The sequence below is a fragment of the Desulfovibrio biadhensis genome (genome assembly GCF_055388615.1).
This window is the reverse complement of sequence record NZ_AP042477.1, coordinates 908,195-932,980: the sequence shown is the minus strand read 5'-3', so window position 1 is coordinate 932,980 and position 24,786 is coordinate 908,195. Positions and strand designations below refer to the sequence as shown.

Annotated in this window: 14 protein-coding genes; 10 read left to right on the top strand and 4 right to left on the bottom strand. The window is 55.8% G+C overall.

Annotation, left to right across the window (positions count from 1 at the left end; genetic code table 11):
• The first annotated feature begins 28 nt into the window (after positions 1-28).
• The 8 genes from ACZ5EH_RS04170 to ldhH all read left to right on the top strand — a co-directional run bounded on the left by ACZ5EH_RS04170 (position 29) and on the right by ldhH (position 13,582).
• Positions 29-2,677, top strand: coding sequence for a hybrid sensor histidine kinase/response regulator (locus ACZ5EH_RS04170; RefSeq protein ID WP_464276878.1), 2,649 nt, complete (start codon positions 29-31; stop codon positions 2,675-2,677).
• Positions 2,678-2,776: 99 nt separating this feature from the next.
• Entirely contained in the window at positions 2,777-4,222 is a 1,446-nt protein-coding gene (locus tag ACZ5EH_RS04165) for a sigma-54-dependent transcriptional regulator (protein WP_464276877.1), read from the top strand.
• Positions 4,223-4,671: 449 nt separating this feature from the next.
• Entirely contained in the window at positions 4,672-6,384 is a 1,713-nt protein-coding gene (locus tag ACZ5EH_RS04160; protein WP_464276876.1) for an L-lactate permease, read from the top strand.
• A 71-nt stretch (positions 6,385-6,455) separates the two neighbouring features.
• A complete protein-coding gene (locus tag ACZ5EH_RS04155) occupies positions 6,456-7,835 on the top strand; it encodes an FAD-binding oxidoreductase (RefSeq protein WP_464276875.1) in 1,380 nt (459 codons plus the stop codon).
• Positions 7,836-7,844: 9 nt separating this feature from the next.
• The gene (locus tag ACZ5EH_RS04150; protein WP_464276874.1) at positions 7,845-9,149 is read left to right on the top strand and encodes a (Fe-S)-binding protein; all 1,305 of its coding nucleotides are present in this window, start codon (positions 7,845-7,847) and stop codon (positions 9,147-9,149) included.
• A 202-nt stretch (positions 9,150-9,351) separates the two neighbouring features.
• Positions 9,352-10,596, top strand: coding sequence for an acetate/propionate family kinase (locus ACZ5EH_RS04145; RefSeq protein WP_464276873.1), 1,245 nt, complete (start codon positions 9,352-9,354; stop codon positions 10,594-10,596).
• Positions 10,597-10,794: 198 nt separating this feature from the next.
• Positions 10,795-11,418, top strand: a complete 624-nt coding sequence (locus ACZ5EH_RS04140) for a lactate utilization protein (protein ID WP_464276872.1) — start codon at positions 10,795-10,797, stop codon at positions 11,416-11,418.
• Position 11,419: 1 nt separating this feature from the next.
• Complete coding sequence (gene ldhH / locus ACZ5EH_RS04135; RefSeq protein WP_464276871.1) at positions 11,420-13,582, top strand: L-lactate dehydrogenase (quinone) large subunit LdhH; 2,163 nt, start codon at positions 11,420-11,422, stop codon at positions 13,580-13,582.
• 221 nt (positions 13,583-13,803) lie between these two features.
• On the opposite strand, the gene mltG is transcribed toward ldhH, so the two are convergent.
• From mltG to ACZ5EH_RS04115, 4 genes are read right to left on the bottom strand one after another with little or no spacing between them, the layout of a single operon-like run.
• Complete coding sequence (gene mltG / locus ACZ5EH_RS04130; protein WP_464276870.1) at positions 13,804-14,820, bottom strand: endolytic transglycosylase MltG; 1,017 nt, start codon at positions 14,818-14,820, stop codon at positions 13,804-13,806.
• A gap of 3 nt (positions 14,821-14,823) precedes the next feature.
• Positions 14,824-15,273 carry a Holliday junction resolvase RuvX gene (gene ruvX / locus ACZ5EH_RS04125; protein ID WP_464276869.1) on the bottom strand — a complete coding sequence of 150 codons (450 nt, stop codon included), beginning with the start codon at positions 15,271-15,273 and terminating at the stop codon, positions 14,824-14,826.
• Positions 15,274-15,283: 10 nt separating this feature from the next.
• Positions 15,284-16,426, bottom strand: coding sequence for a glycosyltransferase (locus tag ACZ5EH_RS04120; RefSeq protein ID WP_464276868.1), 1,143 nt, complete (start codon positions 16,424-16,426; stop codon positions 15,284-15,286).
• Between the two features lie 22 nt (positions 16,427-16,448).
• On the bottom strand, positions 16,449-20,039 hold the full coding sequence (locus ACZ5EH_RS04115) for an FAD-binding and (Fe-S)-binding domain-containing protein (protein WP_464276867.1): 3,591 nt from the start codon (positions 20,037-20,039) through the stop codon (positions 16,449-16,451).
• A 379-nt stretch (positions 20,040-20,418) separates the two neighbouring features.
• On the opposite strand from ACZ5EH_RS04115, the gene ACZ5EH_RS04110 reads away from it, so the two are divergent.
• Together ACZ5EH_RS04110 and ACZ5EH_RS04105 are read left to right on the top strand one after the other, a co-directional pair.
• Positions 20,419-21,609: a BMP family lipoprotein gene (locus ACZ5EH_RS04110; protein ID WP_464276866.1), complete on the top strand. Its 1,191-nt coding sequence runs from the start codon at positions 20,419-20,421 to the stop codon at positions 21,607-21,609.
• Complete coding sequence (locus ACZ5EH_RS04105; RefSeq protein WP_464276865.1) at positions 21,606-24,665, top strand: response regulator; 3,060 nt, start codon at positions 21,606-21,608, stop codon at positions 24,663-24,665. The genes ACZ5EH_RS04110 and ACZ5EH_RS04105 overlap by 4 nt, the downstream gene beginning before the upstream one ends.
• Positions 24,666-24,786: the final 121 nt, after the last annotated feature.

Genomic DNA, 24,786 nt, shown 5'->3' with positions numbered 1-24,786 from the left:
GCCTCTGGCATTATGAGATTATAACAACATGATCCGAGTATTCTCTTTGCTTTTGTTGTGCTGCATGCTGCTCCCCTCATCTGCATGGGGTATGCGCAAGCCTTCAGTATTGTTTCTCAACTCTTATCACAATGGCTATCGTTGGTCGGACAATATTCTTGAAGGCGTGCGCAGGTCGCTGGAAAAGGAGGGCATGGTCCTCGACCTTTACATAGAGTACATCGACGCCAAGCGTCACAACGACGTGGGCGTGCAGGAGGCGAACTACAGGCTCTTCAAAGAGAAGTATCCCGGCATTTCTTTTGACGTTGTAATTGCCTCGGACAATAACGCCTTTGACTTCGTCACACAGCATTACAATGAATTTTTCAAGGATACGCCCATAGTTTTTTGCGGTGTGAACGACTTCAAAAATGACAAGTTGCAAGGCATGCGGATAACCGGCGTTGTGGAAGATGCCGGTATCAAGGAGACGCTGGATGTCGCCATAAAGCTGCACCCGAATGTGGAGCGTGTTGTGGTGGTTGGTGATGATTCGGTGACGGGGCATGCTATTCGCGCCCAGGTGCAACTGGCTGCGCAGAGTTTTGTGGGCAAGTTGGATTTTGATTACTGGCATACCTTGCCGTTCAAGGAAATCCTCAAGCGTGCCGCATCGTTGCCTGAGGACACCATTCTCTTTTTCATACCCTCCTACTTTGAACTCGACGGGCAACTCTACGACCCTGCAGAGTCGCAATCCATGCTGGCGGAGGCAAGCCCTCGCCCCATCTATTCGAGCTGGTCCTTCCTGCTCGGGCACGGCATCATCGGCGGCAAGATGGCCAGCGGGTTGATACAGGGCGAAGCCGCGGGCAAGCTGGTGGCTAAGATTCTGGCAGGGCAAAATCCGTCGGACATCCCCATAGTGGAGGAGGTTCAGCGCCCTTATCAGTATGATTATATTGAAATGAAGCGCTTCGGCATCCATGAGGCCGAATTGCCGCCGGGAAGTGAAATCATCAATGCGCCCAAGGTCTTTTATGAAATCAGCCGTGATGTGCTGTGGACCTTGGGAATATCTTTTGTACTGCTTTCGCTGGCTTTGATGATGCTGGTGGTGAACATTCTGCGCAGAAAGCGCATTGAAGGCAAAATCATCAACCAGCTTTCTTTTCAGGAACTGCTGATGGACACCATTCCGCAGCTGGTTTGCTGGAAAGACAGAAGACAGCGGTACCTGGGCGCAAACAGAACCTTTGCCAAGTTTTTCGGCATAGATGACCCGCAGGAGCTGATTGATAAGAACGATTCGCACATCATCAAAGAGGGCTATTTTTCCGAGTGGTTTTCCGCTTTGGACAGGGAAGTGATTTTTGCCGAGCGCCCCATTGTGCGACAGCGCATCAGCCTCTCGGACCAGGAGGGCGAGCAGGTCTGGCTGGAAGTGAACAAGGTGCCCCTTCGCGATGCCTCGGGTAATGTTGTTGGATCGCTTTCCACGGCAGAAAACGTGACCCGCGAGATCAATCTTGAACGCCAGTTGTTGCAGTCCCAAAAAATGGAGGCCATTGGCGCCTTGGCAGGTGGTATTGCCCATGACTTCAACAATATTCTCACGTCCATCATGAATTCCACGGAACTTGCGTTGATGGATGTGGAAGAGAAGTCCGATACTGGAAAGGATTTGAAGCGGGTGCTCAGGGCTGCGGATCGCGGCAAGCGTTTGGTGCAACAAATTCTGGCCTTCAGCCGCCCTTCGCAGGAGGGTTTTCGGCCTACTGATCTGGCCGAGCTTGTTCGCGAAACCGTGGGCTTTCTGCAGCCTTCGCTGCCGCGCAACATCTCCATTAATCACGAAATAGATGTTTCTCAGGCGTATGTGATGGTGGACCCGACCCAGATATATCAGGTGCTGATGAACCTTTGTACTAATGCTTTCCAGGCCATGCGGGACACCGGCGGGCTGTTGCAGGTCAGGCTCGATGAACTATCTTTGGAGGCGGACAAGTCTGCGATGCTGAACATGCGCCCTGGTCAGTGTTTTCGATTGAGCGTATCAGATGACGGGCCGGGCGTGCCGCCCGAACTGCTGGATAAGATTTTCGACCCCTTTTTCACCACCAAGGGCAAGAAGGAAGGTACGGGACTTGGACTCGCGGTGGTTCTGGGCATTGTAAAAAACCACGGCGGCGCTGTGCAGGTGCGCAGCACCCATGGTCCTGTGGAAAAGGGAGAAGGGCTCAAGGAAAAAGAGTACGGCGCGACTTTCGAGGTCTTTATCCCGGCGCGGATTGTGGCTTCCGACACTGTGGAGCACAAAGGCATGCGCCCGATGCACGGTCAGGGGCGCATACTCTTTGTTGAAGACGACAAGGACCAGTTGGCAACTGTGCCCCGCGTGTTGCAAAGCCTGGGGTACAAGGTCATATTTGCCGGTGGCGCAGGGGAAGCACTGGCAGTGCTGGAAGAAGACAGCGCCTTTGACCTGGTTATCACAGACTTTGACATGCCCGAGACCAATGGCGCAGAATTGGCCCATATTCTTTTGAGCAAACTTCCCGGCGTGCCGGTCATTCTGGCCTCAGGCAGGGCCCAGGCATACGAGCAGGCCAAGAACAGCAGCAACATCCGTCTTGTTCTGCCCAAGCCTTTCAGCAAGAGCGATCTGTTCAGCGCTATTCGGGAAGTTTTGTAATGCAACTGCAGCCACGGGCGTCTGGCATGGAATAATTGCCAGATGTCCAATAATGACACTCCTCTGGTGCAAGCTGCAATCGTGAAAGGAGCAGGTAGCATGTCCCGCATCCTCGTAGTGGACGACGATCCAGAAGTTCGCGAAACCATGGCCAGCCTGATTCGGCGGCACAAGATGGATTACGATACCGTTCCCAGTCTAGCGGATACCAGGCATAAGCTTACTGAACAGGCCTACGATGTTATTTTACTGGATGTGTCCCTGCCCGATGGTAACGGCCTGGACCTGCTGCAGGAAATTCGCGAAATTCCGGATGCGCCGGAAGTCGTCATTCTCACCGGAAGGGGGGATCCCGACGGTGCAGAGCTGGCCATTCAAGGCGGTGTCTGGGATTATCTCGTAAAGCCGGCCTCCATAAAGCAGATCAGCCTGACCCTGAACAGGGCGCTGAAATATCACAACGAAAAACGCTGCAGCAGCGAATTGCGCGCTCTGGACCTGGAAGGGGTGGTGGGCAACTCGTCTTCCATGCGCACCTGTTTCGATCTCGTGGCTCAGGCGGCCGTGTCCGACGCCAACGTGCTCATCACAGGTGAAACCGGTTCGGGCAAGGAACTTTTTTCCCGCATCATACATCGCAACAGCCGCAGAAGAGATCAGGCTTTTGTGGTGGTGGACTGTGCCGCCCTGACGGATACACTGGTTGAAAGCACGCTTTTTGGTCATAAGAAGGGCGCCTTTACAGGCGCTGTCTCAGACCGCATGGGCCTGGTGCAGCTCGCAGACAATGGCGTGCTTTTCCTGGACGAAGTTGGAGAGCTGCCCCTTGCCATCCAGAAATCCTTTTTACGCGTTCTGCAAGAGCGCCGTTTCCGTCCTGTTGGTGGGGCCCAGGAAGTTACGAGTGATTTTCGTCTGCTGGCCGCCACGAACCGCGACCTTGACGCCATGGTCGAGCGCGGGGAATTCCGCAGCGATCTGCTGTACCGGATCAAAACAGTGCACCTGCACCTGCCTGCGCTTCGCGAGCGTTGCGAAGACATCAAGCCGCTGGCCTTGTCCATCATCGACAGCTTGTGTGAGAAGTACGGCATTGCCAACAAGGGCGTTGGTACGGATTTCTTCGATATGCTTATGGCCTATGACTGGCCCGGCAATGTCAGGGAGCTGAATAACGTACTGGAGCAGGCCGTGACAGCGGCGGGGCACGAGAAAACACTGTACGCCATGCACCTGCCCCAGGAACTGCGCATCAAGGTTACGAGAGAACAGTTGCGTTCCTCAAAATCCTCCTGTGGCATGTCTGGACAAGGAAACGGAGATGCCGCAGCGGCGGCCCGGACCGAAAGCGAAGGTGTGGAATCCGTTTTTAATCTTTCGGGAAATCTCCCCTCCATCAAGGAATTCAAGGATATGGCTGAGCGCCACTATCTTGAACGCCTTGTCTTTAAGACAGGGGGCGATGTTCCCAGAATGCTCGAGCTGTCCGGATTGTCACGCTCCCATTTATATGCGCTCTTGAAGAAAAACGATATCGGCTTGTGATGCGCATGGTCAGGGGGTGTCCGTTTTTCCGGAATTCCGGATAGCGGAACAGTCGCTTGGGAATTTTGACTGTCTGAAATTGCAGACTACCGCCCTGGTCGGAATCTCGTTGTAACATTCGTCGTTCATCTAACCCACCGGCTTAATGAAACAGTTTGCCAAAAATTCAAAAACGGCACGATTTTTGGTTACAAACTGAAACGGTCACTCGCCCTTTTCTTCATTTTCGGCTTTCTTTGGACATCACAGGGCGCAAATCTGGCAGGCAGGCGATGTGTGCGAGCGCTACGCTAAAAGCCCTAGTGTGCAGGGCGCCAGAACGCGTGTTGCTGAAAGCCTGCGTATGAAAGGCGTGTGATTTACCATTGTCCGGGGTGTGTTCCCGGGCGGCGGCAGAGGAAGCAAGGAGAAGTGGTTTTTCGGGAGTAGAACAGTCAAAGGAGACAGTCATGCCAATTGGAGTGTTGGCCCTCATCGCATTTGTACCCATCGCAGTAGCGCTGGTCCTCATGGTAGGTCTGCGCTGGCCCGCAACAAAAGCTATGCCCCTCGCCTGGCTGGCAGCAGCTCTTGGCGCCATTCTGGCGTGGAAGCTGCCCACCGGCTATGTCATGGCCCTTTCGTTGCAGGGTGTTGTCACGGCAGTTGGTATTCTTATCATCGTTTTTGGCGCTATCCTCATTTTGTATACGCTGAAATACAGCGGCGGCATGGAAACCATCCAGTGCGGTTTCCAGAATATTTCACCGGACCCGCGCGTTCAGGCAATCATCATCGGTTACCTGTTCGCAGCCTTCATCGAGGGCGCAGCCGGTTTCGGTACACCTGCGGCTCTGGCCGCGCCGCTGCTTTTGAGCCTGGGCTTTCCCCCACTGGCTGCCGCGGTCGTCTGTCTGGTCTTTAACTCCTTTCCAGTCACATTCGGTGCAGTTGGTACGCCCATTGTCCTTGGCCTGAAGTTCCTCAAGGAACTGGTCATGGCCGCCGTGAACGATCCTGCCGTGGTGACCAACTTCACCAGCATGGAATCCTTCAACGCCCTGATCGGTCAGTGGTCGACCCTGATGCACCTGCCCATGATCTTCATCCTGCCCATTTTCATGCTGGGTTTCATGACCCGCGTATTCGGTCCTGAAAAGTCCTGGGCTCCCGGTCTTCGCGCCTGGAAATTCTGTGTGTTCGCTGCCGTTGCCTTTACCATTCCTTACCTCATCATGGCCTGGATCCTGGGCCCCGAGTTCCCCTCCCTCATCGGTGGTCTGGTTGGCCTGGGCATCGTGGTTTGGGGCGCCAAGCGCGGCATCGCCGTGCCCAAGGATTCCTGGAGCTTCGGTCCGCAGAGCGGTTGGGCTGCTGACTGGGTTGGTTCAGTCCGCCCCGAAGAAGATTGCCAGTTCAAGGCACACATGAGCCAGTTCAAGGCCTGGTTGCCTTACGTGCTCATCGGCCTGATTCTCGTAGTTACCCGTATTCCCGAACTCGGCCTCAAGGGTCTCCTTGCCGCCCAGAAGATTCCTTTCACCAACATCCTTGGCTATGAAGGCGTTAACGCCGCCATCGCCTACCTGTACCTGCCCGGCACCATTCCTTTCATGCTGGTCGCCATCCTGACCATCGCCATCCATGGCATGAACGGTCAGAAAACGAGCGCCGCCTGGAAAGAATCCATTGCCAAGATGAAGAACCCCACCATCGCCCTGTTCTTTGCGGTGGCCCTGGTTTCCATCTTCCGCGGTTCCGGTGCTTCCGCCGGCGCCATGAACGTCAACGACTACCCCTCCATGCCGCTGGCAATGGCAGAGGCAGTTGCCGCCCTGGCTGGACAGGCCTGGCCCATGTTCGCCTCCTTTGTTGGTGGTCTGGGCTCCTTCATCACCGGCTCCAACACGGTGTCTGACCTGCTCTTCGCCGAATTCCAGTGGGGCATGGCCAGCACTCTTGGTCTGCCGCATCAGATCATCGTGGCCGCCCAGGCAGTTGGTGGCGCCATGGGTAACATGATCTGCATCCATAACATCGTGGCCGTGTGCGCCGTGGTTGGCCTCTCCGGCATGGAAGGCGCCATCCTGCGCAAGACCTTCTGGCCCTTCGTACTGTACGGCGTGGTCGTGGGTATTGTCGCCACGCTGTTCAGCTTTGTGTTCTTCCCCACCGTATTCTAGCAAACGACGGCAATCGTCGGGCGGACCGCATGGTCCGCCCGACATTATCGCTGCAAGGAGCGTAAATAATTATGTCCACAAATGCCCTGATCAAGGAGTTCGCGGCAGTCGTAGGCGAAGAGAACGTCCTGACTGGTGAAGCCGAACGTCACTCCTATTCCTATGATGCAGCCGTGCTCGACGCCAAGGTGCCGGCATTGGCCGTGCGCCCCATGACCAGTGAAGAGCTCGGCAAGGTCGTTAAGCTCTGCAACGACAATAGCCTGCCCCTTACCGTGCGTGGCGCTGGCACCAACCTTTCCGGTGGCACCATCCCCAGTTCCGGCGGTGTTGTCGTGCTGACAAATGGTCTTTCCAAAATTCTGGAAATCAACACCGAAGACCTCTACGCAAGGGTGCAGCCCGGCGTAGTCACTGCCAAGTTCGCTGCTGCTGTGGCCAAAGAGGGACTTTTCTATCCCCCGGATCCAGGTTCCCAGGCTGTTTCCACCCTGGGCGGCAACGTTGCCGAAAACGCCGGTGGTCTGCGCGGGCTCAAGTATGGCGTTACCAAAGATTACGTCATGGGAATTAGCTTTTTCGACGTTAACGGAGAGCTGGTGAAGAGTGGTTCCAAGACCGTCAAGTGCGTGACCGGTTACAACCTGCCCGGTCTGATGGTTGCTTCCGAAGGCACCCTGGGCGTGTTCAACGAGATCACCCTGAAGCTGGTGCCGCCGCCGGCCGCAGCCCGCTCCATGCTGGCGGTTTTTGATGATATTCTTGCCGCTTCCAGAACGGTGTCGGCCATCATCGCCAGCAAGATCGTTCCTGCGACCCTGGAGCTGATGGATAACTTCACCATCCGCACTGTTGAGAATTTCCGCAAGGCTGGCTTGCCTGTCGATGCGCAGGCCCTTTTGCTCATCGAAGTGGACGGCCACCCCGGACAAGTTGAGGAAGATGCCGCCAAGGTTGAAACCATCTGTAAGGAAAACGGCGCCAAGAGCGTGGAAGTGGCCAACGATCCGGCCCAGCGTAACCAGATCTGGCAGGCTCGCCGCGACGCATTGCCCGCACTGGCCAACCTGAAGCCCACCTGTGTTCTGGAAGACGCCACCGTGCCTCGCTCCAAGATTCCGGCCATGATGGACGCCATCAACAAGATTTCCAAGGATTTCAACTTGACCATCGGCACCTTCGGCCACGCCGGGGACGGCAACCTGCACCCCACCATTCTTACCGACAAGCGCAACAAGCAAGAGTGGGAGCGTGTGGAAAAGGCCATTGACGCCATTTTTGACGTGGCTCTCGGTATGGGGGGAACCCTCTCCGGCGAGCACGGCATCGGCATGGCCAAGTCCAAGTATATGGTGCAGGAAACCAGCCGCGCCACCATCGAATATTACCGCGCCATGAAGAAAGCCCTGGATCCCAAAGGGATTCTCAACCCGGGCAAGATCTTCAGCTAGGAGGCGACAATGGCCGACATTCATGAACTCGCCGTCATGCTCAAGGAGCTGGACGATCAGCTCGTAAGCTGCATGAAGTGCGGGATGTGCCAGGCAGTCTGCCCTATCTTTTCGCAGACCGGGCTCGAAGCCGATGTAGCCAGGGGCAAGCTGGCCCTTCTGGAGCATCTGTCCTCGGAAATGCTCCGGGACCCTGAAGGCGTCAACGAGAAGATGCAGCGCTGCCTGCTGTGTGGTACTTGTGAAAAGAACTGCCCCAGCGGCGTTAAGATTACGGATATATTCCTTCAAGCAAGGGCTATTCTGACGGGATACTTTGGCCTGTCTCCGGCCAAGAAAGCCATCTTCAGGCAGTTGCTGACCCGTCCGAAGCTGTTCAACCATCTGGTGCAATACGGCAGCAAGTTTCAGGGGATGTTCTCAAAGTCTGCCAACGAGTTGCTGGGCACGTCCTGCGCTCGTTTTCAGGCCCCTGTCATTGCGGACCGTCACTTCCCCAGCCTGGCGGACAAGCCCTTCCACAAGTTGGTTCCGTCACTGGATGAGCCCGCCGGCGCCTCAGGCATCCGCGTGGCCTTCTATCCCGGCTGCGTTGTGGACAAGATATACCCCCAAGTGGGGCAGGCCGTGCTCAAGGTGCTCAGGCATCACGGCGTCGGCATCTATATGCCGGAAGGCCAAGCCTGCTGCGGTATCCCCGCTCTTTCCAGCGGCGACCGCGACACCTTTGACAAACTGCTGGGCATGAACATGAAAGTGTTCGGGCAGGGCGGCAAAAGCGAAAGCCCTGACTTCCAGTATGTGCTCACGCCATGCGCCACCTGCACTTCGACACTCAAGGAATTGTGGCCGCATATGTCCCGTGACGCGGAACTTGGCAACATTGCCAAGCCCTTTGCCGCAAAAGTCATGGATGTAAGCGAATTCCTGGTGGACGTGCTGGGGGTCAAAGAGCTCGAAGGCGGCAATAATGGTAATAAAACCGTCACCTACCATGACCCTTGCCACCTGAAGAACTCCCTGGGCATTACCGCCCAGCCGCGCACCCTGCTCAAAGGAAGCAAGGGCGTTGCCTACACAGAGCTGCCTGACGCCGGCGTCTGCTGCGGCTGCGGCGGCAGCTTCAACCTGCAGCACTATGAACTGTCGAGGAAAATCGGTTCGCAGAAAGCGGACAATGTCCTCGCTACGGGTGCGAGCATCGCTGCCACGTCTTGCCCGGCCTGCATGATGCAGATTGCCGACCAGCTCTCCCAAAAGGAGGGACAGGTGGCAGTGAAACACATAATCGAAGTTTACGCAGATTCCCTTTAAGAAACGGACCGCCGTCTGTCGTGCCCTTTGCCGGTGTTTTTGCACCGGAACAAATCGGGGGCAGGCAGGCGGTGGTCTTGTGTTATAGGTGGAAAAGCGTCTACAAAGAACAGTGAAAACTGAAACGTGGTAGTCGCATGTGTGTTCGAACCCACGCGCCCTCTTATAATGATGTCGGGCGCGGCAACAAGGAAGCGATCAAATGAAGATACTCGTGCTCAATGCTGGTAGCTCATCCCTCAAATACCAACTCTTCACCATGACAGCCGAAGACGGCGGCGTCCCCGTGGGTGATGTTTTGGCCCAAGGGCTAGTGGAGCGCATCGGTGAGGAAAGCAGCAGCCTCAAGCACAAACGCATCAAGGATGGCAAGGCCGACACAGTAACCGGGGAACTCCCTGTGGCAGACCACAGAGTGGCCCTCGAACTGGTTATCGAGGCGCTGACCGAGCCCGGCAAGGGCGTGATCAGCGATACCTCTGAAATCGAAGCCGTGGGTCACCGTGTGGTGCACGGCGGCGAGCACTTTACCGCGCCCGCCATCATCGATGAAAAGGTCGATGCCGCTGTGGAAGAAAGCATCCCGCTGGCGCCTTTGCAAAACCCAGGCAGCCTTATCGGCATGCGCGTCGCCAAGGACCTGATTCCTGACGCGGTGCAGGTAGATGTTTTCGATACCGCCTTTTTTCAAACCATCCCGCAGCATGCGTATCTCTATGCGTTTCCTTACGAAATGTATAAGGAGCTGGGCGTACGTCGCTACGGCTTCCACGGAACCTCGCACCAGTATGTATCTGCCGAGGCGGCCAAACTGTTGGGCAAGCCCCTGTCCGAATGCAACCTGATCACGGCGCATCTGGGCAATGGCTCCTCCATGTCGGCCATCAAGAACGGCAAATGCATTGATACTTCCATGGGCATGACTCCCTTGGCTGGTCTCGTCATGGGCACCCGGACGGGCGATTTTGACCCTGCCGTGCTCTTCTATCTGGCCGAGCGCAAAAACATGACCATAGAAGAAATGTCCCACCTGGTTCACAAGGAAAGCGGTCTCAAAGGCATCTGTGGCTACAGCGATCTGCGCGACGTTCACGAACAGGTCGAAAAGGGCGATGAACGCGCCAAGCTCGCTCTGGAGATGCTCTGCTACCGCAACAAAAAATACTTTGGCGCCTACTTTGCGGTGCTGGGTCGTGTCGACGCCATCATCTTCACCGCTGGTATCGGCGAAAACGATGCCGAGGTCAGACGCGGCAGTGTAACGGGTCTGGAACATCTTGGCATTAAGATCGATCCCGAGAAGAATAACGGACGTTTTGGCGAACCTACACTTGTCAGCGCAGATGACAGTACTGTGCAGATATGGGTTGTGCCTACCAATGAAGAGCTGGAAATTGCCCGCCAAACCTTTGCCCTTGCTGTTGGAGCCGGAAAGAAGGGTAACTAGTCGCCCCAAATAGTGGGAACACTGCTTGGTAAGCATACTTGTTCCAGCTCGTGTGAAAAATACGCACCGTCGACGGGCACAGGATGTGCCCGTCGAGCGCGTAGCGAGCGATAGCAATGCCGGGATCAGGGTCCCGGCGGCGCGCTTCATGAATAACTCCAGGATGGGAGTTTTCAGGAATACAAAACAGGAGGACGCATGACCAGGGAACAGACTGTCCAGCTGTTCAAGGAAAAGGCCAAGCTGGTCTCGGCCGTCGTCGAGGAGGTCGCTTCCCTCGATCAGGCCTTTGACTATGTCGTTGACCTCTGCGGCAAGAAAGAAGCTTGTCAGATTCTTGTCTCAGGCTGCGAGGCCGACCTCTCGAAAAAGGCCGAAGACTTGTGCGACACAAAACAGCAAAAAATCGTAGCTGCACCGAATCTTAAGAAAAAAGATTTCACCAAGCTCGAAAAAAGCTGTGAAAAAGGTGGCTTTGCCTGCGTAGATAAAGGCCTCAGAGAGCATCTGGGCGGTATCGACATAGGTGTCACCATGTGCAACGGCGCTATTGCCGACACAGGCACCCTGCTGCTGGAGTCCAACAGCGAGGAAACCCGCCTGGCGACAATGATTGCCGAAGTCCACGTTGCGCTGCTCAAAAAGTCCGACATTAAAGAGGACTTGTACAGTGCTGAAAAGGACCTGGCCAAGCTGGTCAACAAGACCCCGTCCTATACGGCGTTCATTACCGGCGCCAGTCGCACAGCAGACATCGAGCGCGTTCTCGCACTTGGCGTACACGGCCCCCTCGAGCTGCACATACTCCTGATGGAGGACTAGTATGCAAACTGCCAAGGATCTCAAAGAATACAAAGAAAGTGTTAAGGAAGCCCTGGGCAACGACTTTTTGCGCCAGGCCATGGACAAATTCGCCGTCGCCTATCCGCAAGGGCGCGCCAAGGCCTTTGCCGGCATGGATGTGCGTGGTCTGATCAAGGAGATCGGCCAGGCCAAGGATGCTTCCATAGCGCGGATGGATGAACTTTTCGAAGAATTCAAGAAGAACGCCGAAGAAGCCGGCATCCACGTGCACCTCGCACATACTGCCGGTGAAGCCAACGAAATCATCGCACGCATCGCCAAGGACACGGGCTGCAAGAAAATCGTCAAGTCCAAGTCCATGACTGCAGAAGAAACGTTGCTGAACCACCACCTGGAAGCCTACGGGCTGGAAGTCACCGAGACCGACCTGGGTGAATGGATCATTCAACTCCGCCACGAAGGCCCCACCCATATGGTAATGCCTGCCATCCACCTTTCGCGGGATCAGGTTGCGGGGCTTTTTACCCAGGTTACGGGCAGCCAGCAGACCAACGACATCGAAAAGCTGGTCAAGGTCGCGCGCCGTGAGCTCAGGCAGAAGTATGTAGAGGCCGACATGGGCATTTCAGGCGCCAACTTCTGCATTGCAGAAAGCGGCTCCATCGGCATTGTTACCAACGAGGGCAACGCCCGCCTGGTGACCACGCTGCCCCGTGTGCACGTCGCCCTGGCCGGTCTGGACAAGCTGACACCGACACTGCACGACGCTCTGCGCGTGCTCCGCGCTCTGCCCAGGAACGCTACGGGCCAGGCTTTGACCTCCTATGTGACGTGGATTCATGGTCCCAACGAGTGTCAGGCTGCGCCGGACGGGAAAAAGGAATACCACATCGTATTCCTGGACAACGGTCGCCGCGCCCTGGCCAAGGACCCCGACTTCCGCCAGGTATTGCGCTGCATCCGCTGCGGCGCCTGCGCAAACGTCTGCCCGGTTTATCGTATGGTTGGCGGCCACGAATACGGCCACATCTACATCGGCGCCATTGGCCTGATTCTGACCTACTTTTTCCACGGGCGCGAAAAAGCGCGCCAACTGGTACAAAACTGCATCAACTGCCAAGCCTGTAAGGCTGTATGTGCAGCGGATATTGATCTGCCCTGGCTGATCAAACGCATCCACGCCCGCATCCAGGATGAATCCGGCCGCAGCCTGGAAAACACACTGCTTTCCATGGCCATGCGTAACCGCAAACTGTTCCATGGACTGCTGCGTTCAGCGCGTTTTGCCCAAAAGCCTTTTGGCGAGAAGAAGGACGACAAGGGCGGCAGATTCATCCGCCACCTGCCGATGATGTTTTCCAAGGATCAGGGCTTCCGCGAACTGCCGCGCATTGCGGAAAAACCCTTCCGCGATAGTTTTGACAAACTCAACGAGCCTGTTGAAAGCCCCAAGTTCACCGTGGCTCTCTTTGCAGGGTGCGCTCAGGATTTTATCTACCCCGAGCAGCTTGAAGCCGCCATGAAGACCTTCAAGGGGCGCAACATCAACGTTGTCTTCCCCCAACAGCAGACCTGCTGCGGCCTGCCCCTGATGATGATGGGCTCTACAGAGACCGAACGCGAAGTGGCCCTGCAGAACATCCAGGCCTTTGACCCGGCCGATGTGGATTACATCATCTGCCTGTGCCCGTCCTGTGCGTCGCACTTGAAGCATTATCCCAAGGTGTTTCCTGAAGGGGACAAGTATCGCCTGCTGGCGCAACGTTTCGCTGACAGGGTCATCGATTACTCCAGCTTCATGAACGATGTGCTGGAAGCTTCGCCCGAAGACTTCCGCTCCTCGGCCACCAAGGTCGCCTACCACGCTCCGTGCCACCTTTGCCGTGGTCTGGATGTGCACAAGGCGCCCCGTGATCTGATGCGTACTGGTGGTGTGGAATACATTCACACGGACGAGGAAGAGGTTTGCTGCGGCTTTGGCGGCTCCTACTCGCTGAAGTTCCCTGAAATCTCCAACCAGATTCTGAACAAGAAGCTGGATAACCTGGAGAAAACAGGCGCCGATGTGGTCGTCACCGATTGCCCGGGTTGCGTGATGCAGATCCGCGGCGGTCTGGCCAAACGCGGCAGCAAAATCCGTGTGCGCCACATGTCGGAACTTTTAGACGAGCAGAAACGCTAAGACAGCAATCCACCCTGTTCAAGAGCGGGGTGACAAGAAGATGCCATCAAAAGGGAGTCCGCAAGGGCTCCCTTTTTTATGGGCAGGTGCGACAGGAAATAATAAGGGGTGTGTTGCTTCTCAACCACACGAGTCAAGAATACCGTAACCATCCGCTCTCAAACATGGAAAGGAGAAGTCGCCGTCAGATTACGGCCTGCTATTGATTGCGCCTGCTTCAGCTACTTCCGTAACTGGTATTTCCTGACGGCGTTGTTGTGCTCGCGCAGTGTCTTGCTGAAGTGGTGGGTGCCGTCGCCCTTTGCTACAAAGTAGAGATAGTCGTTGTCTTCGGGGTTGACGGCGGCCTTGATGGACTCCAGGCCAGGCGAGCAGATGGGGCCTGGCGGCAGGCCGGGAATCTGATAGGTGTTGTACGGATTGGTGGCGTCATTTAGGTGTTTGCGCGTGAGATTGCCATCAAAGGTCTCCCCAAGACCATAAATAACGGTTGGATCGGCCTGCAGCAGCATACGCTTTTCCAAGCGCTTGGCGTATACTCCGGCAATTGTGGGGCGTTCTTCAGGCGCAGCAGATTCCTTCTCCACCAGGGAAGCAAGGATCATGATCCGTTTCAGGTCCTCGGCAGGGGGAGGTCCCTCAGGCCAAATCTTGGCAACCTGTTCCCAGTACATTTTCAGCAACATCTCCACAATGGGGCGCGCGTTCTTTTCCTTGGCGCGTCGCAACATGTAGGTTTCCGGGAAGAGAAAGCCCTCGGCCGTGTCAAAGGGAATATTGTATTCGGCGAGCAGGGCGGGATTGCGGATGGTATTGGCGAAATCCTGAAAAGTGGCGTAGCCGGCCTTTTCCACAATGGCTGCAATCTGCCACCAGGTAAGCCCTTCCGGGATGGAAAGCCGGTACAGAATGGGTTGCCCTGTGGCCAGCGTCTCCAGAACTTTTTCAGGGGGCCACCCCGTATCCAGTTTGAATTCACCGGCCTGGATGGCTTCAATCTGCTTTTTATAGCGGGCCAGCAGCCGAAAGTACTGGACATTGGTGATGAGGTCCTGGTCGTGCAACCGTTGGGCAATCTGATAAAAAGTCTCGCCAGGCTCCACTGCGAAGAGCTTTTCCTCACCGGGGGACTGCGGCGGGATTTTCATGAAGCTGTACGCTTCGTATCCAATATAGCCAGCAGCGCACATAATGGCGATGAACAGCAGCGATACCGCCGCCAGGAGAAATCTGCGCATGTATTATACCATCTCGAAGTTTCCGCTTCCTTCCGGATCACTGCCTTCCAGGAAGGTTTCGAGTATCAGGGCCGCCGCCTGTTGATCCAGAACTTCCTGCAGACGCTTGCCGGTCAGTCCGCTTTCGCGCAATTGCTGTTCTGCCTCCTGGGATGTGAAAAACTCATCCACCAGGTATATTGGAAGATTGGATCGCCGTTTCAAACTTTGTGCAAAATTGAGAACTTGTCTGACTATCAAGGCTGGCGTGCCATCAGCAGCCACGGGGCCTTCGGGCAAGCCAAGCACGATGGCGTCTACGGATTCGCCCTCCAAAATAGCGACCAGTTCCGAAAACAACTTGTCTCGCGTGGTCTTGTATATTGTTTTATAGGGAAATGCCAGCTTGCCGGCCGGATCGCTGATTGCCAGCCCGACGCGCTTTATTCCGAAATCAATGCCAAGATATTTCATGTGCTTGTATTTACTTTGACTGTGCGCTTGCGAGCAGCGCGCGCAGGATGTCCTCAAAACGCTCTTCAATGGTCTCCTGACGAAAATCCTGGAGAATACGGGTGCGCGCTGCCTGCCCCATGAGGATACGTTGTGGAGCGTCGTTTGCCAATGATTCAAGGCAGTGGGCCAGCCCCTGGATTTTGGAAGCATCATCGCCCTCTGCCGGAGCAAGCAAGCCTGTTTCCGTGTGACGTACGACTTCCGGCATGCTGCTGATGGCAAAACCAACAACAGGTCGGGCTCTGCCCATGGCTTCGAGCACGGCATTGCCCATGCCTTCCCATAGCGAGGGGAAAGCGAAGACGTCCAGTTCGTCGTAAAAGGCCTGCATGTTTTCGACAAACCCGAGATAGCGAACATTGTCTGTAATGTCGCACGCAGCTGCCTGCTGTTGCAGGGCTTTTTGTAAAGGGCCCTGGCCTGCAATGCGCAACTCAAACGCAACGCCCCTTTTCTTGAGCTGGGCGGCGGCGTCCAGCAACAGCCGGTGCCCCTTTTGCTCCACAAGGCGGCCCGCGGTACCAATGACAAGAGCGCCCTTGGTCGGAGGGGGCGTTGGCCCCTCGCACCAGGAAGCAGGAATGCCATTGGGAAGCAAGTGCACTTGCGTTTGCGGCAGCAGGTGCGGATTGCGGGCAAAAAGCGTGCGCCTGGTATCCTCGGCATTCACAATGACGCCATGGGCCACATTACGATAGAGGTGGCGGTTGAAGACGGTATCGCGCACGGGCAGCCCCATGCCGCGGCGGTAGAGGACTGCAGGTACTCCGGCAAGACGCGCCGCCTGCCCCGCGGCTTTGAGATCCTGAGGCAGTCCCAGGATAACCGCATGGGGCCTTTTGGCGCGGAAAAAGGTGTAGAGTCGGGCCATGAGCAGGGGGTTGAGGAAGCCGAGCCGCCCTGCATGTATGGGAGTGACGTCCACCCCCAGCCTGGTGGCGCGTGCTTCCAGCTCACTAGCTTTGGCCGCAAGCATAAAGGTATCGTGCCCGCGTTCGCTCATGCGGCGAGCAAACTCGAGGTGCCAGTGCTCGCCACCACCCCAAAACCGGGTGGAATTGCAGAAGCAGATGCGCCAACGGGCGCGGCCAGACTGATTGGCTGGAATCATAGCCGCGCCTTGGCTCCTGTGCTTAGCTCCGCTTCACCGGAATGGGCCTGATGGGAGAGCCCGCGGTGATGGAGTCTTTGGCAGCTTCCAAGAAGTCCTCCTGCCAGGTATCGCCAAAAAGGTGCTGCGCCATGAACTCGACAGTATGCAGCACAGGGCGCTCCTGCCCAATGGCCATGAGGTTGCGTGCAATGCCAACCTTACACGACGGGCAGCCGACAATGATGGGCTTATTCGGTTCGTAGCGCTGCAGGTCATGGGTGAGTTGATCGCGCTTTCTTTGTTGCAGACGCGAATAAATCTCGGGCGATGTCATGGCGCCCAGGCCCGATTCGCCACAGCAGCGAGGGCTTAGGGTCACGTCTGCATGCATGAAGTCCGCCAGCGCCTTGCTGTATTTGTTGGGCGCCTTGTTCGAAGGCACGCCGCTCCACTCCGCATGGCAGGAGGCATGGTAGAGCAGTTTCCCTGGATCCTTTCCTTCCATGGCCTGGGAAAAGGATTTGGGCATCAACTCATAGAGGTACTGCATGGCGTCCAGTGTCTGGAGCTGCTCCTGCATCTGGGGGTCCAGGTCGTATCGCTGGAGCCCGTCGCGACAGGAACCGCAGGCAGTGATCAGGGTGCGTACATGCACGCCCTCTGCTTTGGCTTCGTCCAGAAGCTTTTTGAAGGCAAAAATGTTGCGGGCCTGGTTGGTGGTGTAGGCTTCCTCGCAGCCGCTGACCAGCAAGGGGTAGCCGCAGCAGAGGTGTTCCTTGGGCACGATGACACCCATGCCGGCTTCCAGCAACAGCTTGATGGTGGCCAGACCAATGGAGCGGTAGAACAGGCTGCCACCGCACCCCGGGAAGTAAAACACGGCCTCGGTGCGTCCCGGTGTACGGGGGGAGGGCAGGAAAATAGAGCCCTTATCCAGCTTGAGCGTCTGTCCCAGGTTGGCAAATCCCGTGGCGGGACCTTTTCCTGCCAGCAGGGGATTTTTGAACCTGCGCCGCCAGGCTGCAGGCACCAGGCCGATGGCCTTGTTCTGGATATTCTGCCCTACACTGGCGCCTTTGGCGGCCAGGGGAACACGTTTGGCGGGCGCCGCCGCAAGATACTCCAATATCTTGGCTTTGACCGGGTGCCCGCCGGAATGCTTGTCTTCCAGAAAAGAGCGCAGGTGCAGCATGACCTTGGGCGAGTCGATCTTTACGGGGCATGCCGCGGTGCATTTGCCGCACCCGGTGCAGTGCTCCATGAGCACGCGCAGTTCATCGAGCAGGCGTTTGTCCGGGATGCCGCGGTTGACCTGGGTGTAGTAAATGGCCTCGATAAGCGCGCCCAGGCTGATGTTTTTATTGCGGGGGTGGAAGATGAGGTTCTGCTCCGGATAATACATGGGGCAGAACTGCTTGCACTTGCCGCAACGGGTGCAGACCTGAATATTCTGCAGCAGGTTGATAAGCCGTTCCTTCTCTGGCAGGCCGCTTTTGCGGATATCCTGGATCAGACGGTTGAAAGAGAAGGTGTAGGGCTTCACGGGAAGCTCGCGCTGCGTCAGCTTTCCCGGGTTGAGAATGTTGTTGGGGTCGATCCTGTGCTTGAATTCCCGCAACGCCTTGATTTTTTCTTCGGCAAGGAAGTTGATCTTCGTAATGCCGATGCCGTGCTCACCAGATACCTGGCCGTTGAGCGCCAGCACCTTTTCAAAGACTTTTTCCGCGGCTTCTTCTGCGGTGTGCAACATGTCGGGGTCGTTGGAATTGACCGGGATGTTCACGTGGCAGTTGCCGTCGCCCGCGTGCATGTGGCTGGCAAGCACGATGCGCGTGGCCTGCATGTCTTCGTAAATCTTGTCCAGCTCGGCCTTTATGCCGGGGTAGCGCGAACGCAAATCCTGGAAAAAGTAGAATACCTGCATTTCCAGTTCCTGTTCGCTCAGTTCCTTGGCAGTGATCTCACCCTTGAGAATGGAAGTGGAAAACTCGAGCTCCATGGTGACGAACTCGTCGTCCACAGCAACCCAGGGCAGGGATGACACCATCTGCAGCGCCTGGCGGTATGCCTTGGCCAGGTAGAAAAGGTTCAGTTCTTCAAGATATGCTGCAAATTCGGGGATGACATCAGTCGGGATGACGATGTCCTCGTTGATCTTAAAACCCGAGGTGCGCTTTGAAATGGCCGAAAGCTTGTGGCGGTCTTCCCAGAAGCGCTCTGCTTCTTTTTCGTCAGAAGCCACGAAAACGTCCACGTTGTCATAGGGCTGCACAATATTGAGAATGGCGCCAACGCTGTCTTCCAACGCGTTTTCATCGTCGGAATCAAGCTGCACCAGCAGCACGGATATGGGCATGCCCTCGTATGTGCTGCTCTTTTTGGCGTAATCAATAGCCTGCACGTATTTAATGTTGAATTCTTCGAGGGCGCTCATCTTCACGTGGTCGCCCTGGGCGCGAATGACGTCGCGCAGGCCGACCAGGTCCTTGATGACCAGCATGGCGTTGTGCATTGTGCGACCAAAGAATTCTAGGCAGAGAATGCGCGAATGTTCCTGTTTCGGATGCAGTGTGAAAACGCCTTCCGTGATGATGCCGTCCACGCCTTCCTTCTGCACGCCGGGTAGACCGCCCAGAAACTTGTTCGTTACGTCTTTACCCAGGCCGGGGCTGCGGATGTCCTCACCGGAAAGGGTGACGGTTTCCTGCAGCGTTTCCGTGCCGTCATCGGCCACGGCAAAGACCTCGAAGATAACGGTTTCGCCAGGGAGGATCTTGTGGCCGGGGTGGTTCTTGCGGCGCACCACCACAACCTCCGCCGTGGGCATGACCATGGTGTAGCTGGAAATATTGTCGATGGTGGTGCCGTATTCAAAGCAGAACGGACCGCCCGAGTTTTCCGAGATGTTGCCCCCCAGGCTGGAGGCTGTCTTGGAAGCCGGGTCCACGGTGAACAGCAGCCCCTGTTCGGCGGCCGCATTGATGGCATCCATGGTTATGACGCCTGCCTGGGCCGAGAGCAGCATATTGTTAGGGTCTATATCCAGAATCTTTTTCAACCGCGACAGGCTCAGGATGACGGTGCGGCGCATGGCCGGGATGGCTCCGCCGGTGAGTCCGGAACCGCCCCCTCTGGGCACCAGTGCAAAGCCGAGTTCATTGGCCAATGCAATGACATGTTTGATCTCTTCTGTGCTGCTCGGCATAATTACGGCCAGGGGCAGCTCCATGCGCAGGTCTGTTGCGTCAGTGGAGCACTCCACCAGCATGTTTGGGCGGGTGGCGATGGCTTCTTCTGGCAGGAATTTGCGCAGCCGGCGCATAAGCTGGTCTTTGAATGCCTGATCCTCTTTATATTCTTTCCAGAAGCCTTGAACGCCCGCATCGAGGGTGTCGGCGTATTCCTGGCTAAGAGAGGGGATGCTCTCACGGAGCCTGGACTTGACGCTGATGTAGACCAGCCCCGGGTCGATAAAGGGGTTGTAGCGCAGCAGAAAAAGTTCTTCTGCAAGGCGCAGGGCCAGTTCGCGAACGTCTTCTGGCCAGCTCGCCATGTCATCTGGTGTAAGCCGCAGCACCCGCGAAAGCAGGTGGTCGGAAGCGATTGATATATGGGGACCTTTCGAAGGCATTGGTGAAATATTCCTTTATGCTGAATTAGCGACAAAGAGTCAATGTTATATCAGCGTTTGACGGCTGACAAGTGCGGGATTTTGCCTGTGGTCGGAGGCGCTTGCATAGGCAGTATATTTTTATTTCTATATGATGCGTGTTGCTCTATGCCCTTTGTAAAAAAGGGGGCTCCACCATCAACGTCATTGAAGCCATACATAACGCAGATATGGACGAAGTCGACCCCCATATAAGATTCATTTTCTCTCAGAGGAATTATATTCGCAAAGCTTGCCAGAGGGCACCAGGGGGTTGTAACCAATACGCAATGAAGTTCGTGTAGGATATTCCCGACCCTGTAAGGGGCAAGCCGGACACTCAGGTAGAGGAAAAAAGAAGATGAAGGCGGAAGTGAAATTGCTTTCTTCTCACATGGCAAGGCATCTGCGATTCTGCAGGGCAGGGGCGTGGCTGTGTTTGCTTCTTCTTGCCTTTGGTCTGTCTGTTCTTGCAGGCTGTGATGACGGGCAGCGCTCCAAGGAGAAAGCGGAGACCCCTGCGGGCAAAGTCACGGCTGTTGCAGGCGGGCAGGTGCAAAAAGACGTTGACGCCTCGGGCAAAAAATCTGACGGCGAAGCACAACCAATCATCGGTTTTCTTGTGGATTCGAGCGGTCTGGGGGATAGAGGGTTTCTGGACTCCATTTACCAGGGGCTTGTCGTTTCCGCCGAGAAACATGGCCTGAAGCTGGAGCTGGCCCAATTGCCAGCCGGCGAGGTCACTTTTGAAGTGCAGACCGCCAAGTTCAATGAGCTGGTGGGCAAAGGGTGCGTTTTCATCGTCTGCACAAGCGCTACTATCCGTAAGGCCATGGATAGTGTGGCGCGCGAGAATCCAGACGTTTTTTTTGCACTTATGGATACGGAGTGCAACCATCACCTGCAGAATGAATGTAGCGTGACCTGCGCCTCTGAGCAAGGGGCGTACCTGGCTGGAGCTCTGGCTGCCGCCATGTCTCAAAGTGGGGTTTTGGGCGTGATCGGCGGTTATGAGATTGCACCGGTCATGGATTTTGTGCTGGGCTTTGAGGCCGGCGCCAAAAAGCACGACAAGAACATAAATATCGTTACCGCCTTCATCGAAGATAAAGACGCTTCCACAATCGCTTGGAATAACCCTGAGCTTGCTGCTGCGATTGCCGCGGAAATGTACGAAGAACAGCTGGTGGATGTCTTTTTTCCTGTTGCGGGTGCTTCTGGTGTCGGCGTTTTCAATTTCATAAGCGAACATGGACTGTATGCGATAGGCGTGGATACGGATCAGGACTATATGGTCGAGGGGCGCATTCTTACCAGCGTGCTCAAACGCATGGATGTCGCCACGGAACACCTGGTGGAAAAATACCTGGCCGGTACCATCGAAAACAAACATTATCGCTTTGGCATGGCCGACGGGGTAGTGGATATTTCCGAAATGCGCTACACCCGGGCCATTTTGCCGGTTTCCGTGCTTGAAGAGTTGCAGGAACTCCGGCGCTGGATCATTGCCGGTGACATTGTTCCCCCTTCCTCCCGGCAAGAAGAAAAATGAGCAGGCGCAGTTTTACATCGCGGCTTCCTGACATTCTGCAGAGAAATCTCTCGTTGAAAATCAACGCAGCCATCGTCGTCTGTCTGCTTTTGATGGTTGTTCTTCCCGCCATTTATTTTTCCAATGCATTTACCAAAACCCTTATGCGCAACTCACGGGAAGGCGCAGAAGCCATGGTGGAGCTTTTTGCCGAAATGTGCAGGGAGCCCCTGGCCAGACAAACCTACGGCGTACTCTTCTATAACGCCAGCAACCTGCTTAAGCGGGGCAATGTGCTTTCCGTAAAGGTGGAAAACGCTTCCGGTGGAAACGTCACCCCCATGACGACACGTGAAGTGGCAGACGACAATGGCACATTGCTGGTGGAGCGCAATGTCTACGATGAGCAACTTGGCAAGGGGTACGTGGGAAAGGTGAGCGTCTTTCTCAGTCTGCAATCGGCCATGGAAAAGATCGAGCAACTGCGTATGCGGATGTTTGTGGGGGCCATACTGGGCGGATGCGCGATCCTGGCCGTGCTTGCCTACTTGCTGCGGCGGTATGTTTTGCGCCCCATCGCTGTGCTAGAAAACTCCGTTCAGACAATAGCCACAGGGGATTTGAAACATACGGTGCCGCCCCTGGGAAGAGATGCATTAGGCGCGCTGGGACAGAATGTGAACTCCATGACTGCCAACCTGCACAAAACCATGCAGGAAAAGGAGCAGGCGGAAAACGAGTTGGCAGAACTCAACCGTGACCTTGAAGGTCTGGTGAAAGAGCGCACCATAGACCTGGATCGCAAAGCCTTGGAGCTCGAACAGGTCAACAGGCTGCTAGAAAACTCCAATCGCGCCAAAAGCGAGTTTCTGGCCAATATGAGCCATGAGATACGCACGCCCATGAACGGCATTCTCGGCATGACAGATCTTGTCCTGTACACCGATCTATCCCCTAAGCAGCGTGAATATCTTTCCGTCATCAAATCGTCAGCCAATACTCTTTTGAGTCTCCTGAACGACATTCTCGATTTTTCGCGTATCGAATCAGGCAAACTGCACATAGAAACCATTGTTTTTCGGCTTGATGATCTGATCGATGAAATAACAGATCTTTTTCGCAGCAAACTGGCCAGAAGCAAGGTGGAGTTCATTCTGGACATCCCCCTGGAGGTGCCGCGCGGGCTCATGGGCGACCCGTTACGGATCAAGCAGGTCCTATCAAATCTTGTGGGTAATGCCTGCAAATTCACGGAAAAAGGCGAGATCACCCTTTCCGTAAAATTGCAGCATTACATGGACGGCAAGGCCTGGCTCGAATTTACGGTTACGGATACCGGCATCGGTGTGGCAAAGGAAAAGCAGGAGCACCTTTTTGAAGTGTTTACCCAGGCTGACGGCTCCATTACCCGCAAATACGGAGGGTCTGGTCTTGGTCTGGCCATTTGCCAGAAACTCGTGGTCCTCATGGGAAGCGGGGGGCTTCATCTGGAAAGCGAGCATGGCAAAGGCAGCAGTTTCAGTTTCTCTCTCCCTTTTGCCACGGTGGATATTACGGCCCCGGCCGGGGATGATTGCACCTCCCTCCTGCAGACTCTGCGTTTGCTGCTTGTGGAGCAGAACGAAAGCAGCGCGAACATGTTGCAGCGGATGTTGGGCTCCTTTGGCATTGCCTGCCACACCGTCGGCAGCGGAAAAGCTGCCGCAGAATGGGTGCGCACGGCGCGCAGCGGCCCAGGAGAACGGGTCCATGGCGTGATAATGAACTTCATGCTGCCGGACATGACCGGCCTTGAAGCCATCAAGGCCTTGCGCTCCATGGAAAACGGCTCGCCAGGATTGCCGGTGATAATGATCACGGCCTTTGGCCACGAGCTGGAAGCCAAAGAAGCCATGGAAGCGGGCGCAAGCGAGACTTTGTTCAAACCCGTCAAACAGTCCGACCTGTTCAATGTTTTGTTGCGCATTTATTGCGAGCCTTTGACAAAAGGCGCTGATCGCTCCTCCAGGGCATCCTGGCAGCCCGAGGCCATTCCTTCATTGCAAGGGGTGCGGGTGCTGCTGGCTGAGGATAACGTCATCAATCAGAATGTGCTGCGCGAAATCCTGGCCTTGGCAGGCGTTACGCTGGATATTGCCCGCGACGGGCATGAAGCTGTCGAGATGGCCATGGCCGGAAAGTACGATATTATTTTTATGGATATACAGCTGCCAAACCTGGACGGTTTTGGCGCGACCAGGGCATTGCGGCAAAGCGATCGCGACATGCCCCCTATCGTGGCCATGACCGCCCACGCCATGAAAGGGGACCGCGAAAAATGCCTTGAAGCCGGAATGGACGATTACATCACAAAGCCCATAGACCGCGAGCGCCTGTTCCGCGTCATGCAGCACTGGCTTTCGGGAGAGGGCGCACAAGAAGGCAGTCTCGCAGCCCAGGACGTGCAGGATGCATTGGACGAGTCACCGGTCGTGTTTGCCAAGGATGCGGCAATGCGCCGCCTGGGAATGGAGGAGGGCGCTTTCCTCGCTCTTTGCAATAAAAGCCTGGTGGAGCAGCAAAAGGTTCTGGAAGCTCTGGAAGTGGCCATCGATGATGGCGAACGGCAGACCGCCCTTGTCCTTGCGCACTCCTTGGGAGGGGGCGCTCGCAGTCTCATGATGCAAAAACTTGCGAATGTCGCCAGAGAGCTTGAACAGACCCTCGAGGCCGGGAGCAGCACGGGTAAGGAGCAGCAAAAGATCCTTTTTGCAATGGTGGAGCGCGAGTATGCGCTGATTGTAGAAACCCTGAAGGCGTTATGTCCTGAAGATGAAACGTTTTCCCCAAATATAACTGCCGCCCCTGGCGCCCCATCTAAAATACAGCTCAGCGCAGAAGACCGCGATGCGTTTTACGAGACCCTGGCGGAGGCGCTCCGCCTGGCGGACCCCGTGCGCTCCCGTGAAATTATGGAGAAACTTCTTGAGTATGCCCATCCGTCGCAGCGTTACGCAGCGCTTGTGAGCATACACGAATGCGTGCTGGATTTTGATTTCGATACAGCTCTGGACAAGCTGGATGCGTTGCGCTCTTGAGCCGTGCAGCCAATTCCGCACCACGTTCACGTGCTGTCTATAAAGCTTCCATAGCCTGTAGGGCGGACAGCTTCCTCTTTTTTAATGATTGTCCTGACCCGAGGCATGACAGCAATCCATT

Excerpts from the sequence above, each read along its gene's own strand:
- ACZ5EH_RS04170 (WP_464276878.1), top strand. The coding sequence starts at position 29 with ATGATCCGAGTATTCTCTTTGCTTTTGTTGTGCTGCATGCTGCTCCCC.
- ACZ5EH_RS04165 (WP_464276877.1), top strand. The coding sequence starts at position 2,777 with ATGTCCCGCATCCTCGTAGTGGACGACGATCCAGAAGTTCGCGAAACC.
- ACZ5EH_RS04160 (WP_464276876.1), top strand. The coding sequence starts at position 4,672 with ATGCCAATTGGAGTGTTGGCCCTCATCGCATTTGTACCCATCGCAGTA.
- ACZ5EH_RS04155 (WP_464276875.1), top strand. The coding sequence starts at position 6,456 with ATGTCCACAAATGCCCTGATCAAGGAGTTCGCGGCAGTCGTAGGCGAA.
- ACZ5EH_RS04150 (WP_464276874.1), top strand. The coding sequence starts at position 7,845 with ATGGCCGACATTCATGAACTCGCCGTCATGCTCAAGGAGCTGGACGAT.
- ACZ5EH_RS04145 (WP_464276873.1), top strand. The coding sequence starts at position 9,352 with ATGAAGATACTCGTGCTCAATGCTGGTAGCTCATCCCTCAAATACCAA.
- ACZ5EH_RS04140 (WP_464276872.1), top strand. The coding sequence starts at position 10,795 with ATGACCAGGGAACAGACTGTCCAGCTGTTCAAGGAAAAGGCCAAGCTG.
- ldhH (WP_464276871.1), top strand. The coding sequence starts at position 11,420 with ATGCAAACTGCCAAGGATCTCAAAGAATACAAAGAAAGTGTTAAGGAA.
- mltG (WP_464276870.1), bottom strand. The coding sequence starts at position 14,820 with ATGCGCAGATTTCTCCTGGCGGCGGTATCGCTGCTGTTCATCGCCATT.
- ruvX (WP_464276869.1), bottom strand. The coding sequence starts at position 15,273 with ATGAAATATCTTGGCATTGATTTCGGAATAAAGCGCGTCGGGCTGGCA.
- ACZ5EH_RS04120 (WP_464276868.1), bottom strand. The coding sequence starts at position 16,426 with ATGATTCCAGCCAATCAGTCTGGCCGCGCCCGTTGGCGCATCTGCTTC.
- ACZ5EH_RS04115 (WP_464276867.1), bottom strand. The coding sequence starts at position 20,039 with ATGCCTTCGAAAGGTCCCCATATATCAATCGCTTCCGACCACCTGCTT.
- ACZ5EH_RS04110 (WP_464276866.1), top strand. The coding sequence starts at position 20,419 with ATGAAGGCGGAAGTGAAATTGCTTTCTTCTCACATGGCAAGGCATCTG.
- ACZ5EH_RS04105 (WP_464276865.1), top strand. The coding sequence starts at position 21,606 with ATGAGCAGGCGCAGTTTTACATCGCGGCTTCCTGACATTCTGCAGAGA.